The sequence below is a fragment of the Noviherbaspirillum sp. UKPF54 genome (assembly GCF_007874125.1).
Taxonomy (GTDB): Bacteria; Pseudomonadota; Gammaproteobacteria; order Burkholderiales; family Burkholderiaceae_D; genus Noviherbaspirillum.
In genome coordinates, this window is record NZ_CP040128.1 from 1600270 (window position 1) to 1615581 (window position 15312).

General features: G+C 60.3%; 13 protein-coding genes. 8 read left to right on the forward strand and 5 right to left on the reverse strand.

The genetic code is table 11. The features are described 5' to 3' along the window. Window positions 1–69: 69 nt before the first annotated feature. The 6 genes from FAY22_RS07485 (at window position 70) to FAY22_RS07510 (ending at window position 7383) form a co-directional block, all read left to right on the forward strand. Window positions 70–1320: a branched-chain amino acid ABC transporter substrate-binding protein gene (locus tag FAY22_RS07485; RefSeq protein WP_146329628.1), complete on the forward strand. Its 1251-nt coding sequence runs from the start codon at window positions 70–72 to the stop codon at window positions 1318–1320. Between the two features lie 161 nt (window positions 1321–1481). Further along, entirely contained in the window at window positions 1482–2372 is an 891-nt protein-coding gene (locus tag FAY22_RS07490; protein WP_246860741.1) for a branched-chain amino acid ABC transporter permease, read from the forward strand. A 1-nt stretch (window position 2373) separates the two neighbouring features. Further along, window positions 2374–3672 carry a branched-chain amino acid ABC transporter permease gene (locus tag FAY22_RS07495; RefSeq protein WP_246860694.1) on the forward strand — a complete coding sequence of 433 codons (1299 nt, stop codon included), beginning with the start codon at window positions 2374–2376 and terminating at the stop codon, window positions 3670–3672. Then, a complete protein-coding gene (locus FAY22_RS07500; RefSeq protein WP_146329630.1) occupies window positions 3669–4445 on the forward strand; it encodes an ABC transporter ATP-binding protein in 777 nt (258 codons plus the stop codon). The genes FAY22_RS07495 and FAY22_RS07500 overlap by 4 nt, the downstream gene beginning before the upstream one ends. Then, the gene (locus tag FAY22_RS07505) at window positions 4446–5144 is read left to right on the forward strand and encodes an ABC transporter ATP-binding protein (RefSeq protein WP_146329631.1); all 699 of its coding nucleotides are present in this window, start codon (window positions 4446–4448) and stop codon (window positions 5142–5144) included. A 160-nt stretch (window positions 5145–5304) separates the two neighbouring features. Further along, window positions 5305–7383 (forward strand): 3-hydroxyacyl-CoA dehydrogenase NAD-binding domain-containing protein, encoded by a 2079-nt coding sequence (locus tag FAY22_RS07510; protein ID WP_146329632.1) that lies wholly within the window; start codon window positions 5305–5307, stop codon window positions 7381–7383. A 69-nt stretch (window positions 7384–7452) separates the two neighbouring features. Here FAY22_RS07510 and FAY22_RS07515 read toward each other — a convergent pair whose 3' ends face one another. Then, the gene (locus FAY22_RS07515) at window positions 7453–8244 is read right to left on the reverse strand and encodes a ferredoxin--NADP reductase (protein WP_146329633.1); all 792 of its coding nucleotides are present in this window, start codon (window positions 8242–8244) and stop codon (window positions 7453–7455) included. Between the two features lie 79 nt (window positions 8245–8323). On the opposite strand from FAY22_RS07515, the gene serA reads away from it, so the two are divergent. Beyond that, window positions 8324–9523, forward strand: a complete 1200-nt coding sequence (serA, locus tag FAY22_RS07520; protein ID WP_146329634.1) for a phosphoglycerate dehydrogenase — start codon at window positions 8324–8326, stop codon at window positions 9521–9523. Window positions 9524–9547: 24 nt separating this feature from the next. On the opposite strand, the gene FAY22_RS07525 is transcribed toward serA, so the two are convergent. The 4 genes from FAY22_RS07525 to FAY22_RS07540 form a co-directional block, all read right to left on the reverse strand. Next, complete coding sequence (locus tag FAY22_RS07525) at window positions 9548–10012, reverse strand: Rrf2 family transcriptional regulator (protein ID WP_146329635.1); 465 nt, start codon at window positions 10010–10012, stop codon at window positions 9548–9550. A 120-nt stretch (window positions 10013–10132) separates the two neighbouring features. After that, complete coding sequence (locus tag FAY22_RS07530; protein WP_146329636.1) at window positions 10133–11536, reverse strand: SpoVR family protein; 1404 nt, start codon at window positions 11534–11536, stop codon at window positions 10133–10135. Window positions 11537–11661: 125 nt separating this feature from the next. Beyond that, window positions 11662–12831: a DUF444 family protein gene (locus FAY22_RS07535; protein WP_168204791.1), complete on the reverse strand. Its 1170-nt coding sequence runs from the start codon at window positions 12829–12831 to the stop codon at window positions 11662–11664. A 22-nt stretch (window positions 12832–12853) separates the two neighbouring features. Next, a complete protein-coding gene (locus FAY22_RS07540) occupies window positions 12854–14803 on the reverse strand; it encodes a serine protein kinase (RefSeq protein WP_146329637.1) in 1950 nt (649 codons plus the stop codon). Between the two features lie 213 nt (window positions 14804–15016). Here FAY22_RS07540 and FAY22_RS07545 point away from each other — a divergent pair, with 213 nt between their 5' ends. Next, window positions 15017–15307 carry a hypothetical protein gene (locus tag FAY22_RS07545; protein ID WP_146329638.1) on the forward strand — a complete coding sequence of 97 codons (291 nt, stop codon included), beginning with the start codon at window positions 15017–15019 and terminating at the stop codon, window positions 15305–15307. Window positions 15308–15312 lie beyond the last annotated feature (5 nt).

Here is a 15312-nt window from a genome sequence, read left to right on the forward strand (position 1 = left end):
TCCGTTGCTTTACATCAGGTAGGACCATGGATATGCTGTATGTACACAATACCTATAAGGAAGAGACAAATGGCTGCTCAAAGCAAAGCCTTATTCCTCGTGCTATCCGCCAGTGCCGCCTTTGCCGCTCCCGTCACGGTATCTGCAGAAACCGTGAAAATGGCATTCATCGATCCGCTGTCGGGCCCGTTCGCGCCGGTGGGGCAGGGCATCCTGAAAAGCTGGCAGTACATCGCCGACATGGCGAACGCGCAGAAATGGGGCGGCGACAACAAGTTTGAAATCGTCGGATTCGATAACAAGGGCAGCCCGCAGGAGTCGCTCACGCAGCTGAAGGCGGCCATCGACCAGGGTTACCGGTACGTCATTCAGGGCAACGGGTCGGGCGTCGCGCTGGCGCTGATCGACGCGGTCAACAAGCACAACGAGCGCAACCCCGGCAAGGAAGTGCTGTTCGTGAATTATGCGGCCGTCGACCCGGATCTCACCAACAGCAAGTGCAGCTTCTGGCATTTCCGCTTTGACGCCAACTCCGACCAGAAGATGGAAGCCCTGACGTCCTTCATCGCGAAGGACCAGGGCATCAAGAAGGTCTACATCATCGGCCAGAACTATGCGCATGGCCACCAGGTGTCGCGCGCCGCGAAGGACTACCTGAAGCGCAAGCGGCCCGACATCCAGATCGTCGGCGACGACCTGCATCCGATCGGACAGGTGAAGGACTTTGCGCCTTATGTCGCCAAGATCAAGGCGTCCGGCGCCGATACCGTCATTACCGGCAACTGGGGTGCCGATCTCGCGCTGCTGGTCAAGGCCGCAAAAGACGCCGACCTCAAGGCGAATTTCTACACGTATTACGGCAGCACGACCGGCGTGCCGACCGCGATGGGCGCGGCCGGCGCCGACCGCGTGAAGTATGTCGGCTACTGGAACGTCAATAACGAGAAATTCGCCGGCAAGGATATCGTCGAAGGCTTCAAGAAGAAGTACAACGACGACTACTACGCGATGGCGACCTACACCGGACTGGCCATGCTGGGGAAGGCGTTCAAGGAAACCAGGTCGACCGACCCGGTCAAGGTGGCGTTTGCGCTGGAAGGCATGAAGGCGCAGAGCCTGAACGGGGAGGTCGAAATGCGCAAGGCCGACCACCAGTTGCAACAGCCGCTGTATATCGCTACCTGGGTGAAGGTCAATGGCAAGGACGTCAGGTACGACCAGGAAAACACCGGTTTTGGCTGGAGAACCGACCAGAAGCTCGATACCTATGTCGCGACGCAGCCGACGTCGTGCCAGATGAAACGTCCGTCGCCCAACTGACAGGTTATATCCCTTGCAGCGTGCGGGCGTCGCGAGACTGCACGCTGCTTTTTTGCCGCTAGAAAATAGTACGGTCGTACACGAATTTTACGTAGAGGTGCCGTGTGGAGTTCACTTTAATTACCCTGCTGAACGGACTGAGCTACGGGCTCTTGCTGTTCATGCTGTCATCCGGACTGACGCTGATTTTCAGCATGATGGGCGTGCTGAACTTTGCGCATGCCAGCTTTTACATGCTCGGCGCCTACTTCGCCTATACCGTCAGCACCAAGCTCGGTTTCTGGCCGGCGCTGTTCATCGCGCCACTCGCTGTCGGTGCCATCGGCGCCGTGGTCGAGCGCTACGGCCTGCGTTCGGTCCACAAGTACGGCCACATCCCCGAGCTGCTGTTCACCTTCGGCCTGTCGTACGTCGTGGTCGAGCTGGTGCAGCTGGTGTGGGGCAAGGCGGCCGTGCCGTATCCGATTCCGCCTGAGCTCGACGGCCCGCTGTTTACGCTGTTCTCCACCACCTTCCCGATCTACCGCGGATTCATGATGCTGATCGCGCTGCTGATGCTGCTGTCGATCTACCTGATTCTGACCAAGACCCGCATCGGCCTGGTGATCCAGGCGGCGTTGACCCACCCGGACATGGTCGAAGCGCTCGGACACAACGTGCCGCGCGTGTTCATGCTGGTATTCGGCGGCGGTTGCGCGCTGGCCGGACTGGCCGGCGTGATCGGCGGCAACGCGTTCGTGACGGAACCCGGCATGGCGGCAACCGTCGGCAGCATCATCTTCGTGGTCGTGGTCGTCGGCGGCATGGGTTCGCTGGTCGGCGCTTTGCTCGCCTCGCTCCTGATCGGCGTGCTGCAGACGTTCGCCGTTGCAATCGACTATTCGTTCCTGAATCTGTTTTCGACGATGGGCATGGCGCTAGGTGCGGAAACCTTTGGTTATCCGGTATTGAAGCTCACCATTTCACAAGTGGCGCCGATCATGCCGTATTTGCTGCTGGTGCTGATTCTGATCTTCAGGCCGCGCGGTCTGATGGGTACGCGGGAGGGTTGAGATGACTGCCATAACGATGAGCAATGCGATGAAATACAAACCGATGAACCTTGGCCGCTGGCTGCTGTGGGGCGCCTTCGCGCTGGTGCTGATCGCCGCCCCGCTGGTCTTCAACAAGGGCGCTTCGCTGTCCGTGCTGTCCACCATGGGCACCGTGATGATTTTCGGCCTGTCCTACAACATGTTGCTGGGGCAGGGCGGCATGCTGTCGTTCGGCCATGCGGTCTATTCTGGCCTGGGGGCGTTTTTCGCCATCCATGCGATGAACCTTGCCTCGGCCGGCGCCATCTGGATGCCGGTCACCCTTGTGCCGCTGGTGGGTGGCCTGGCCGGCATGTTCTTCGGCGCCCTGTTCGGCTATGTGACGACCAAGAAATCGGGCACCACCTTCGCCATGATCACGCTGGGCATCGTGGAGCTGGTGTTCGCCTGCTCGCTGATGTTCCCGGAATTCTTCGGCGGCGAGGGCGGCATCACCACCAACCGCGTCTATGGCTCGCCTTTCCTCGGCATCACCTACGGGCCGCAGATCCAGGTGTACTACCTGATCGCGTTCTGGCTGTTCATTGCCACCATCGGCATGTACGCCTTCACGCAGACGCCGCTGGGCCGCATCATCAATGCCGTGCGCGACAACCCCGAGCGGGTCGAGTTCATCGGCTACGACACCCAATGGGCACGTTACCTGACGCTGATCCTGTCGGGCTTTTTCGCCGGCATTTCCGGCGGCCTGTCCGCCATCAACTTCGAGATCGTCACCGCCGAAAACGTCAGCGCCATGCGCTCCGGCGCCATCCTGCTGTTCACCTTCATCGGCGGCGTCGGCTTCTTCTTCGGACCCATGATCGGCGCCGTTATCGGGGTGTTCCTGACCGTGCTGCTGTCGGACTTCACCAAGGCCTGGCAGCTCTACCTGGGCGTGTTCTTCATCGTGATCGTGATGTATGCGCCGGGCGGCGTGGCCAGCATCCTCATGATGAACCTGCGGCTGGTGAAATTCGGCAAGTTCAAGCCGGTCGCCCCGCGCCTGCTGGCCGTCTGCGGCACGGCTGCCGTGGCCTTGCTGGGCGTGGCGATGGCCATCGAAATGCTGTACCACCTGACGCTGGACGCGGCGAACGGCACCGAGATGAAGCTGTTCGGCTTCATGGTCGATACGGCCCAGCCTGCTGGCTGGCTGGTCGCTGCCGTCCTGTTCGCCGTCGGCGCCTGCGGCTTCTGGTTCGCCAGAAAAGGCTTCATGCAGGCCTGGGGGCAAGCCAATAGCGACATTGAAGAACTGATCCGGAGACAAGCATGAGCGCCTGGTCCCTCGAACTGAAAGACGTACGCAAAAGCTTCGGCAAATCCGAAATCATCCGTGGCGCCAGCCTGCAGGTGGCCAAGGGCGAGCGCGTGGCCATCATCGGCCCCAACGGCGCCGGCAAGTCGACGCTGTTCAACCTGATTTCCGGACGTTTCCCGGTCACATCGGGTGACATCCTGTTGAACGGCAACAGCATCATCGACAAGCGGCCGTTCGAAATCAACCGCGCCGGGCTGTCGCGCAGCTTCCAGATCACCAACATCTTCCATCGCCTGTCGGTGTACGAAAACCTGCGCTGCGCGGTGTTGTGGGCGCTCGGCTACAAGTATTCGTTCTGGCATCGGCTGAACGGCCTGAAGGATGCGCATGAACGGGCCGAGCAGGTGCTGGAACAGATCGGCTTGAAGCGCCGGCGCGACACGCTGGCCGGCTTGCTGACCTACGCCGAGCAGCGCGCGCTCGAAATCGGCATCACCATCGCCGGCGGAGCCGAAGTGATCCTGCTCGACGAGCCGACAGCCGGCATGAGCCGCTCCGAGTCCGATGCGGCGGTTGAACTGATCCGCAAGGTCACGGTGGGCAAGAGCCTGCTGATGGTGGAGCATGACATGAGCGTGGTGTTCGGGCTGGCCGACAAGATCGCGGTGGTGGTGTACGGTGAAGTAATCGCCTGTGACACGCCTGCCAATATCCGCGGCAATGCGAAGGTGCAGGAGGCCTATCTGGGCGGGCACGCGACAAATTCGGCATCGGTGGAGACGGCATAAATGGCACTACTCGAAATCAAGGATCTGCATGCGTATTACGGCAAGAGCCATGTGCTGCATGGCGTGGACATGCATGTGGGCGAAGGGGAAATCGTCAGCCTGCTGGGACGCAACGGCGTGGGACGCTCGACCACGGTGAAATCGACCATGGGACAGGTCGACGTGACGGGCTCGATCCGTTTCAAGGGCGAGGAGATCACCGGCCTGAAGGCGTTCGAGATCGCGCACAAGGGGCTCGGCTATGTGCCGGAAAACCGCGACATCTTCCCGACGTTGACCGTCGAGCAGAACCTGCTGCTGGGCGAAAAGAAAGGGAAGAAGTCGCGCTGGAACATCGACGACATGTACCAGATGTTCCCGCGCCTGAAGGAACGGCAGCACACGCAGGCCGGCGTCCTGTCGGGCGGTGAACAGCAGATGCTGACCCTGTGCCGCACGCTGATGGGCGACCCCGATTTGATCATGATCGACGAGCCGACCGAAGGACTGGCGCCCAAGATCGTCGAGCTGGTCGGCGAATACCTCAAGGAGCTGAAGAACCGGGGGATTTCGGTGCTGCTGGTGGAGCAGAAGCTGGACATTGCGATGAAGATTTCGCAGCGGGTGTATGTGATGGGGCACGGGTCCATCGTGTTCGAGGGCACGCCGGACGAGTTGCGCGCCAATGCCGCTATCCGCAAGGAGTGGCTGGAAGTGTGATGGCGGCCGAGCGCGCCCGGTCGCGACGGTTTCCGGCGCGCAGAAACGCGCGCCGAAATTTTTCGGAAAAATAATACGATCGTTCTATTTTGGGGTATAGTTAGGCACGAGTTATCGCGGTTCCGACATCCCCCAGGACTTCAAACATAAAGGAAGAGATATGACTGCAGAATACAAGGTCAACGGCGCTGTCGCCATCATCACACTCAACAATCCCCCGGTGAACGGCTTGGGCCACGCAACCCGCAGCGCGATCGTCGAAGGCATGAAAAAGGCGCTGAACGACGACACCGTCAAGGCGGTGGTCATTACCGGCGCCGGCAAGGCATTTTCCGGCGGCGCCGACATCAAGGAATTCAATTCGCCCAAGGCGCTGGCCGAGCCGACGCTGCATACGGTCATCAACGTCATCGAGAATTCGACCAAGCCGGTGGTCGCCGCGATCCATAGCGTCGCCATGGGCGGCGGGCTGGAACTGGCACTGGGCTGCCACTACCGCGTCGCGTCGCCGGGCGCGCAGATCGCGCTGCCGGAAGTCAAGCTGGGTATCCTGCCGGGCGCCGGCGGAACGCAGCGCCTGCCGCGCGTGCTCGGCCTGGAAATGGGCCTGAACATGATCGTGTCCGGCAATCCGGTGCCGTCCGAGAAGCTGGCCAAGACCGCGCTGTTCAACGAGATGGTCGAAGGCGACCTGATGGAAGCGGCGCAGGCCTTCGCTAACAAGGTTGCCGATGTGCGTCCGTTGCCGAAAGTCCGCGACGTCAAGATCGACTACCCGAACTACGAAGGCTTCCTGCAATTTTCGCGCAATACGGTCAAGGCCATGTCCGGGCCTTTCCCGGCGCCGCTGAAGTGCGTCGAAGCCGTGGCCGCCGCCGTGACGATGAAGTTCGACGACGGCATCAAGTTCGAGCGCGACCTGTTCGTCGATCTGGTGCAGACCACCGAATCGAAGGCGCTGCGCCATGCCTTCTTCGGCGAGCGTGCCGCGAGCAAGGTGCCGGATGTTCCGGAAGATACGCCGACCCGCACCATCAAGTCGGCCGCCGTGATCGGCGCCGGAACCATGGGCGGCGGCATCGCAATGAACTTCGCCAACGCCGGCATCCCGGTCAAGATCCTGGAAATGAAGCAGGAAGCGCTGGAGAAGGGCTTGGGCGTGATCCGCAAGAATTACGAAAACACCATGAAGAAGGGCAAGCTGACGCCAGAGAAATTCGAGCAGCGCGTCGGCCTGATCACCGGCACCCTGTCGTATGAGGAAATCGCGCAGGCCGACATCGTGATCGAAGCCGTGTTCGAGGACATCGGCGTCAAGGAACAGGTATTCAAGAAGCTCGACGAAGTGATGAAGCAGGGCGCCATCCTGGCGTCCAACACCTCCACGCTGGACGTGAACAAGATCGCTTCCTTCACCAAGCGTCCGCAGGACGTGATCGGACTGCATTTCTTCAGCCCGGCCAACGTGATGAAACTGCTGGAAATCGTGCGCGGCGAAAAGACCGGCAAGGATGTGCTGGCGACCGCATTGCAGCTGTCGAAAAAGATCAAGAAGACCGGCGTGGTGTCGGGCGTGTGCGACGGCTTCATCGGCAACCGCATGATCGAGCAATACAGCCGCCAGGCCGGTTTCCTGCTGGAAGAGGGTTGCACTCCGGAGCAGGTTGACAAGGCTGTCGAGAAGTTTGGCTTCGCGATGGGGCCGTTCCGCATGGGCGACCTGGCCGGCAACGACATCGGCTGGTACATCCGCAAGCGCCGCTACATCGAAAAGCCGGAAGTGACCTATTCGAAGACCGCCGACCTGCTGTGCGAGATGGGGCGCTTCGGACAGAAGACCGGCGCCGGCTGGTACGACTACAAGCCGGGCGACCGCAAGCCGTATCCGTCGCAAGTCGTCAACGACATGATCGTCAAGCACTCGGCCGACCTCGGCATCGAGCGCCGCAAGATCAGCGACCAGGAAATCGTCGAGCGCCTGGTGTATGCGCTGGTCAATGAGGCTGCGTATATTCTTGAAGAAGGCATCGCGATGCGCGCATCCGACGTCGACATGGTTTACTTGACCGGTTACGGCTTCCCGCTGTTCCGCGGCGGCCCGATGTTCTACGCCGACACCGTCGGATTGCAGAATGTCGTGATGGCGATGGAGAAGTACGCGAAGGGCCGCCACGGCGACGCCTGGAAACCGGCTCCGCTGCTGGCGAAGCTGGCAGCCGAAGGCAAGACCTTCAACTGATTCGTTCTGAACGAAGAAAAGGCCCGGGACGCCCCGGGCCTTTTTATTTATGCCTACGGATTCGCGTCGCTACCAGTAATTTTCGGTGACGAACTGGCCGGGAAGCGCGCGCCGGCATGGGCGCATGCCGCGCTGATGCAGGATGCGCCGGGTATCTTCGATCATGTCCGGGTTTCCACACAACATGATGCGGGAAGACTGTTCCGTCAGAGGGATGCCGGCGGCCCGTTCCAGCTCCCCGTTTTCCAGCAGCGTCGTGATGCGACCGGTCAGCCGCGGCGGACCGGCTGCCGGATCGCGCGTCGTGCTTTGTATAAGCTGCAGTTGCGCCGGTGATGCCGCCTTCGACGGTGGCGTGCGTGCGAGGTCCGTCAAATGCGCCTCGTAGGAAAATTCGCTTGCGTGGCGCACGCAATGAACCAGACGCAGCTGGCGAAATTTTTCCCAGACGGCTGGATCGCGCAGGATGGCGATGAAGGGCCCGATTCCGGTGCCGGTTGCCAGCATCCACAGATCATCGCCATCCTCGAAGCGGTCGGCTGTCATGAAGCCGAAACATTGCTTGTCCAGCAGGATACGATCGCCGGGTTTGAGCTCCTTGAGGCGCGAGGTAAATAGCCCGCCAGGCACCAGGATGCCGTAGAACTCCAGCTGCTCCTCGTGTGGTGCGGAAACCATCGAATAGGCGCGCCAGATCGCATCGTGCTGGCCCGGCAGACCGAGGCGTGCATATTGGCCGGCGACGAAGGAATAGTTTGGCGGCCGCGTGGTCGTAAAGCTGAGCAGCGAATCGGTCCACCAGTGCATGCTGGTGACGGTTTCCAGCGTGCTTTTCCCCTTCGCTAATATGTCGTCGATCATTCCGCCTCCATCACGTCATTGCCTACGCTCTGACTTTAATCATAATATATATTACAAATATAGGTTATAGGGGTTCGCCATGTCGAAAATCGTCCTGCTTGAAAAAATCCATCCAAGTGCCGCACAGCTTCTGGCAGCCGACGGCATGACCGACATCGTCCAGTTGCCGACGGCTCTGAAAGCCGATGAATTGAAAAGCGCACTACAAGGCGCCGCCGCAGTCGGCATCCGCTCCGCCACCCACATCACTGCCGAGGTGCTGGAGGCATTGCCGCAGCTGCGCGCTATCGGCTGTTTCTGTATTGGCACCAATCAAGTCGATTTGACAGCGGCCGCCGCGCATGGTGTCCCGGTTTTCAATGCACCGTTTTCCAATACGCGTTCGGTCGCGGAGCTGGTAATCGCGGAATCGATCCTGCTGTTGCGCCGTATTCCGGAAAAAAACATGCGCACGCATCGCGGCCAATGGGACAAGACGGCGCACGGGGCCTACGAGGTGCGCAACAAGGTGCTCGGCATTATCGGTTACGGCAACATCGGCGCACAGGTCGGCATCCTGGCCGAAAGCGTCGGCATGCGGGTGTGCTACTACGATGTCGAAAGCAAGCTACCCCTCGGAAATGCCAAACCGATGGCGACCATGGAAGCGCTGCTGGCCGAGGCGGATGTCGTGACCCTGCATGTGCCGGGCGGCAGCGCCACCGAACGGCTCATCACCGGCGAGCGACTTGCGTTAATGAAATCTTCGGCCGTGCTGCTCAACGCCTCGCGCGGCGGCGTGGTGGATATCGATGCGCTCAATGCCGCGTTGCGGGAAGGCCGGCTGGCCGGGGCTGCACTCGATGTATTTCCGAAGGAGCCGCGCAACGACAAGGAGGAATTCGTATCGCCGCTGCGCGGATTGGAAAACGTGATCCTGACCCCTCATATCGGCGGCAGCACCCAGGAAGCGCAGGAAAATATCGGCCGGGAAGTCGCGGACAAGCTCGCGCGCTTTCTGAAAGCGGGGACGACGCGTTGGGCGGTCAACTTTCCGGAAATCCCGCATATCGAAAAGGAAACCAGGAGCCGCGTGCTGAATGTCCATCGCAACGAGCCGGGCGTCATCGCGCGCATGAATGCCGATTTCGCTCAGGCCGGGCTGAATATCGTCGCGCAGCATTTGCAAACGCGCGGCCCGATCGGTTACGTGATTACCGACGTGGATGACGGGATTTCCGCCGAGTTGCTGCAAAAATTGAGAAGCGAGCCGGCAACGATACGCTGCGAGCTGATCTGACCGTCAAACAACAGGGAAGCCGATTTACGCGGCTTCGGCTTTCTTGCGGGGATAAATTTCGATCCTGGCCAGCTGGCCCAGGCTTCCGCTGTTGCGTAGAAGGTCGGCCAGCGTGACGCCATGCAGCACTTGCAGGTAGGCCGCGGTTGCTTGCCGCAGCACTCCCTGCAATTCGCAGGAGTGGGCCAGGATGCAGTTGTTGTGGCTGCGATCAAAACATTCCACCATCGTGAAATCGGGCTCCGTACCGCGAACTACTTCGCCGATGTTGATGTCTTGCGGCTCCTTCTTCAGGCGCAGGCCGCCGCTGCGGCCGCGGATGGTTTCCACCAATCCGGCCAGGCCAAGCTGATGCACGACCTTCATCAAGTGGCTCTTGGAGATGTTGTAGGTATCCGCGATATCCTGGATCGTGACCAGGCGATCCCGGTTCATCCCGAGATACATCAGAGTTCGGAGCGAATAATCGGTATAGTCGGTCAGGCGCATGGCACTCGGGGCAGCGCGGGGAGGCGCGGCCGGATCAGAATAAGATAGATTGATTATATATCTTAAGTGATCCGACGGGAGTGCTTGTCGCATTTATATCAAAACAACAAGATATATTTGCTACATGCGCTTGCTTGTCACCACGCGCGCTTCGCCGCGTTCGCCGACAGTATGCAGCGTGACGGGGCGCCGCCATACCTTGCCGATATATTCCAGAACGCGCTCAGCGCGGAACAGATCGACCCCGCGTCCGTCGCTCTGGTTGTCGTGCACCAGTTGCAGGCTGCCGTCGACATGCAGGTGGTTTGCCGCGATGCGCGGCGCGCCGTAATTGAATTTCGGCGCAAGAATGGCTTCGTGCACGGCATGGACATCGTTTTTCGCGATGCGGATATCGCCGTCGTCGCGCGCTTCGTAGACGAACAATTGCAGCTTCTCGATCAGGTCGCGGTCCAGGTAATTGCGGATGAAGCCGAAATCGTCTTCTTCCCGCACGATGCGGCGTGCCGCTTCCAGCCCCTGTTTCTCGATGATGTCTTCCCACATCGAAAAGCCGAGATGGTAAGGATTCACCGCCAGGGCCAGCTGGCGTTCCGCTGCATAGGGACGCACCACGTCGGAATGCGCCTTGATTGCCGACAGGTACAAGTCGTGCGGCAGGAAGTCGGCCTCGCGCAACAGGCGGGCATGCCAGTACGAGGCCCAGCCTTCGTTCATGATCTGGCAGGCAAACACCGGATAGAAATAATAGGACTCCTCGCGCACGGCCAGGAAGATGTCACGTTCCCAGTCTTCCATTTCGGGGGCGTAATGCGCGATGAACCAGAGAAGGTCGTATTCCGGTTGCGGCGGAATCGATAACCGTTTTGCCGATGACTGTGCGTCGGGCAGGGGTTTTTCGCCCGGCAGCGCGTGGTAGCGCTGATGGAACGGATCGAGTGGTTGCTCGGGCTCCGCCTTCTGCGGTGGTTGCGTCGAATACAAGGGACGGTGCAGTTCGCGGTTGATGTCGATGTGCGGCTCCAGCGCGAGCGCCGCGTCGAGCACCGCCTCGACGCGGTCCTGCCCGTGTTCCTGAATCGCCGTCTCGATACGATGGGCACGCGCGGCAGCCTGTTCCAGGATGTGTCCACCCGCCATTTCCATGAACTGGGCGAACAGGTGGTTGTTTTTCGCAAAATCCGCATGGCCGAGCACATGCGCGGTGACTAGCGTATTTTCCGGCAAGGTGTTGCCGTTGACCAGATAGGCGCGGCAGGGATCGCCGGGAAACATGACTTCGAAAATGCGCGAGTGGCCCATGCCCTGACGGATCAACTGATGGATGTAGCGCACGCCGAACGACCAGTGGTGCATGCGGACCGGGAGCCCGTATACCGCAATTTCCATCATGAAATTATTTGGCACCAGTTCGAAGTCGACCGGGTAATAATCGAGTCCGAGTTTACGTGCCAGTTCTTCGATCTGCGCCGAATACTGCTTGAGCTGTTCGATCGTTTCTGCGGAAGAGGTTGTGGTGCACATGAGCGGTGTCCGTTGTTAGGGTATTGCGGGGCGAGGAGTGGTCCTTGCGGGCTCCCTCATTCCTTCGCCGGGCGCCCCAACGCCGGGCGCCCTCAAACCCCGCTCCCGCCTGCGGGAGCGGGAAGCTATTCGGCCTCTTGCTGGATGAAGAACTTGCGTATCGCCTTCCACACGTCTTCGTGGCGCGTCAGAATCGAACTGCCCAGGGGCGCGCCGGCGCGTTCGATCTCTCCGCACAGCATCTTCATTTCCGTCTCGCTGGTGCGCGGCGAGCCGGGAACGGTTTCGACATAGCCGATAAAGTTCAGCAGTTTCGATAGCCGCGACAAGTAGTCGATCGCGGCGGCTCGATCTTCCGTGAAGTTTTCACCGTCGGAAGCGTAGAACAGGTAGCCGTTGTAGCGCGATGGATCGTATTCCGTTTCGATCAGGTCCAGCGCCAGCTTGAAGGCAGTGGAGGCACCCGTCCCGCCGGTGCCGCTGACGTTGAAAAATTCGCTCTCGGAAAATTCCCACGCCTGGGTGGTATGCGCGATGAAGCGCGTTTCCACCTTGCCGTAGCGGCGGCGTATGCCTTGCAGCACGAAGAAGAAGAAGCTCTTGGCCAGCTTGCGCTCGGCATCGGTCATGCTGGCGGAGACATCGAGCGCGAAAATCACGACGGCATTCGTTGCGGGTTTGCGCCGCTGCACCAACTGCTTGAAGCGCAGGTCCTCGTTGGTGAACGGTACCGGATTTTCGGTGGTCTTTTCCTGGGTGGCGCGCCGCTTGACCGCTTCCTTCACGGTGCGGCGGCGGTCCAGGCGCGCGCGCGCGCCATGCTTGTCCCAGCCTTCGCGCACGTATTCGTCATCCTCGACGCTGGTATTGCGCTTGGGTTGCAGGTCGGGCAGCTGCAATTCTTCCCACAGCCAGTCGATGATGTCGTCGACCTTGAATTCCAGCAGCAGCTTGACTTCGCCATCGTTGTTGCCGCCTTCGCCTTCGTCGTCGCCCATGTCCGGTTGCGCCTGCCGCAGCACGTCGCCAGGCTTGCCCTGTCCCTGGCCGGCGCTGGTGAACGGCTGCGACGAGGAATCGGCAAGGCGGAAGCGAGCATGCTCCAGCAGCCGCACCGGTACCTGCACGGTGCGGTCCTGCGAACCGGTAATCACATCCGGCCCGGCTACCAGGTTCGGCAGGTTCTGCTGTACCGCTTCGCGCACCTTCTGGTTGTGCCGCAGCCAGTCGCGCGATCCGCGTGAGAACAAGTCGTACCAGGGCGTTTCCGCAGAGATCGTAATGTGATCAGTCATAGGTAAATTAGCCTCAAAGTCGCTACTCTTGCGCCATCAGCGTGGTCACGTAATTCAGTGCCTCGCGCGCGCTGTGGCTGTCGTAGCCGTATTCGTCGACCAGGCGCCGCTCGACGACGGAGATCTTTTGACGCACCTCCTCGTCGGGCCGCGCGCTGGAAGACACCAGGCGCAGCACTTCGCGCCGCTGCTCGAACAGGTACTGCTGCACCGCGTTATGCAGCTGCGCATGGCTGTCGAGCGTGAATTTCTCGCCGCGCTTGAACGCGCCCATCGCCTTGCGCACCACCTCCTGGCGGAACGACTGCTTGCCCGAATCGGAGATGTGGATTTTTTCTTCCACCGCACGCAAGAAGCGTTCGTCCGGCTTGCGCTCCTCGTTGGTGATCGGGTCCTTGATCTGGCGGTTGTCGAGCGTGGCCTCCACCTCGTCCAGGTACTTGTCGAGCAAGTCTTGCGCCTCCTGTTCGAACGACACGAACAAGGCCTTGTGCACGTCTTCCTTGACCCAGCGATTGTAGAAATCCTTGCGCGCCAGCACCAGGTAATCGATCCACTTGCGCTTGCGCTTCGGATCGATGCGCGCGTCGTTTTCGATCGCGTCTTTCAGGGCCAGTAGCACATCCATCGTGGTCAGGCTTTTCGCGTTCGACTGGATGATGGCGTTCGAAAGCGCATTGATCACGAAGCGTGGCGAAATGCCGGACAGGCCCTCGTCCGGCATGCGCTGCTTGAGCCTTTCGGTTTCGGCGTGGGCATAGCCTTCCACCTCTTCACTGGCGTAGAGGCGGACTTTCTTGCTTAGTTCCAGTTCCTTTTCCTCGCCTTCGTGCAGGCGCGTCAGGATCGCGAACACGGCCGCAGTGTGCAGCACATGCGGGTCGAGGTGCACTTCGCGGAAGGCGGGCGCCGCCGAAGAAATCAATTTCTTGTAAATTCGCGCCTCGTCCTTGTAATTCAGCGTATAAGGCACCTGGATGATCACCATGCGGTCGAGCAGCGCCTCGTTCTCGCTCTCCTGCAGGAACTTGCGGAATTCGGCCAGATTGGTGTGCGCGAGGATGGTTTCGTCGAGATAGATCAGCGGGAAGCGCGACACCTTCACGTTCTTTTCCTGCGTCAGCGTCAGCAGCAGGTACAGGAATTCGCGCTTGACCTTCAGGATCTCGATCATTTCCAGCATGCCGCGCGAGGCGGCGTACACCGCGCCGGACCAGGACCATGCGCGCGGGTCGCCCTCGTCGCCGTATTCCGCGACCTTGGACAGGTCGACCGAGCCTACCAGGTCGGCCAGGTCGGCCGTGGTCGGGTCGTGCGGCGCGTAGGTGCCGATGCCGATGCGGCCAGCCTCCGAAATGAAGATGCGCTCGACCGGCATGCGCAGGAAATCGCCTCCGTATTCGGTATCGAGGCGGCTGCGGCAATGCGGGCACATTTCGCCGATGATCTCGACGCCGTAGGTGTCGCGAAAGCGCGGCCGCAGCGAGTGCGGGATCAGGTGCAGCGGCGACTCGTGCACCGGGCAGCCGTGAATGGCATACATGGCGCCGGCCTCGGTCAGGCTGTATTCCTCCAGCCCGCGCTTGAGCAGGATCACCAGCGTCGACTTGCCGCCGGATGGCGGGCCCAGCAGAAGCAGCAGCCTGCGTCCCACTTCGGAGCCGGCGGCGGCAGCCTTGAAATAGTCCACCACGCGATCGATCGCTTCATCGACGCCGAACAGTTCCTGGTCGAACAGCCGGCAGTGGAAGTTGCCGTTGCCGTCCTCGCCGCCCATCCAGCGGATCATGTCCCACATGTACTGATGCGAAGTGCGCGCCACGCCCTGCGGATCCGCCGGCAATACCCTTTCGAGAAACTGGGAGAGCGTGCCGGACCAGTAGGTGGCACGGTGGTCCTGGGTGAACGCAATCAGGCTCTTGATGAAGCCTTCTTGCTGTTCAGTATGGTTTGCATCCTGTTGCGTCGTCATCGCATCTGCTCCCCGTAAGGTTATTCCGATGTAATAGAGACACCCGAAAATGGATTACGTTTCTGCCACCCTCGATTTAAGTATAGGGCGCTTCGAAAATTTCGAATGATGAGGGTGATCAATGAATGCACCCCGATGAACGCCCGCCCACGCACCCGTCTCGTTCCGTCCGGACGGCATATGCCGGCCGTAACTACAGCGATAGCAAGATGCATGCAAGCATATGTAAGGAGTGGTAAATGGCTCGCATGCGATCAAGTGGTGCGCAATTCTCCCGGATCGGTGCATGCGATCTTCGCGCTGGCGCGCGGCGCTCGAAACAATGTTGCAGATATTTATGGTCTCGGAAAAAATTACATGCCTGCTGTGAGCCCTGGCGGCGCCGCGCTTCTTCAAGCGACGCTGTTCGAGTGCCAACAATGGAGCGGCGTTCCCGATGATTCGTTATTTTGGAAGCAGCGGTGCTCGCATAGGGAATTGAACTTTCGTATAAGAAATAATTGACGTGG

What these genes read in the sequence shown, in the direction of transcription:
- FAY22_RS07485 (WP_146329628.1), top strand. Translation starts at nt 70, where the DNA reads ATGGCTGCTCAAAGCAAAGCCTTATTCCTCGTGCTATCCGCCAGTGCC.
- FAY22_RS07490 (WP_246860741.1), top strand. Translation starts at nt 1,482, where the DNA reads ATGCTGTCATCCGGACTGACGCTGATTTTCAGCATGATGGGCGTGCTG.
- FAY22_RS07495 (WP_246860694.1), top strand. Translation starts at nt 2,374, where the DNA reads ATGACTGCCATAACGATGAGCAATGCGATGAAATACAAACCGATGAAC.
- FAY22_RS07500 (WP_146329630.1), top strand. Translation starts at nt 3,669, where the DNA reads ATGAGCGCCTGGTCCCTCGAACTGAAAGACGTACGCAAAAGCTTCGGC.
- FAY22_RS07505 (WP_146329631.1), top strand. Translation starts at nt 4,446, where the DNA reads ATGGCACTACTCGAAATCAAGGATCTGCATGCGTATTACGGCAAGAGC.
- FAY22_RS07510 (WP_146329632.1), top strand. Translation starts at nt 5,305, where the DNA reads ATGACTGCAGAATACAAGGTCAACGGCGCTGTCGCCATCATCACACTC.
- FAY22_RS07515 (WP_146329633.1), bottom strand. Translation starts at nt 8,244, where the DNA reads ATGATCGACGACATATTAGCGAAGGGGAAAAGCACGCTGGAAACCGTC.
- serA (WP_146329634.1), top strand. Translation starts at nt 8,324, where the DNA reads ATGTCGAAAATCGTCCTGCTTGAAAAAATCCATCCAAGTGCCGCACAG.
- FAY22_RS07525 (WP_146329635.1), bottom strand. Translation starts at nt 10,012, where the DNA reads ATGCGCCTGACCGACTATACCGATTATTCGCTCCGAACTCTGATGTAT.
- FAY22_RS07530 (WP_146329636.1), bottom strand. Translation starts at nt 11,536, where the DNA reads ATGTGCACCACAACCTCTTCCGCAGAAACGATCGAACAGCTCAAGCAG.
- FAY22_RS07535 (WP_168204791.1), bottom strand. Translation starts at nt 12,831, where the DNA reads ATGACTGATCACATTACGATCTCTGCGGAAACGCCCTGGTACGACTTG.
- FAY22_RS07540 (WP_146329637.1), bottom strand. Translation starts at nt 14,803, where the DNA reads ATGACGACGCAACAGGATGCAAACCATACTGAACAGCAAGAAGGCTTC.
- FAY22_RS07545 (WP_146329638.1), top strand. Translation starts at nt 15,017, where the DNA reads ATGCAAGCATATGTAAGGAGTGGTAAATGGCTCGCATGCGATCAAGTG.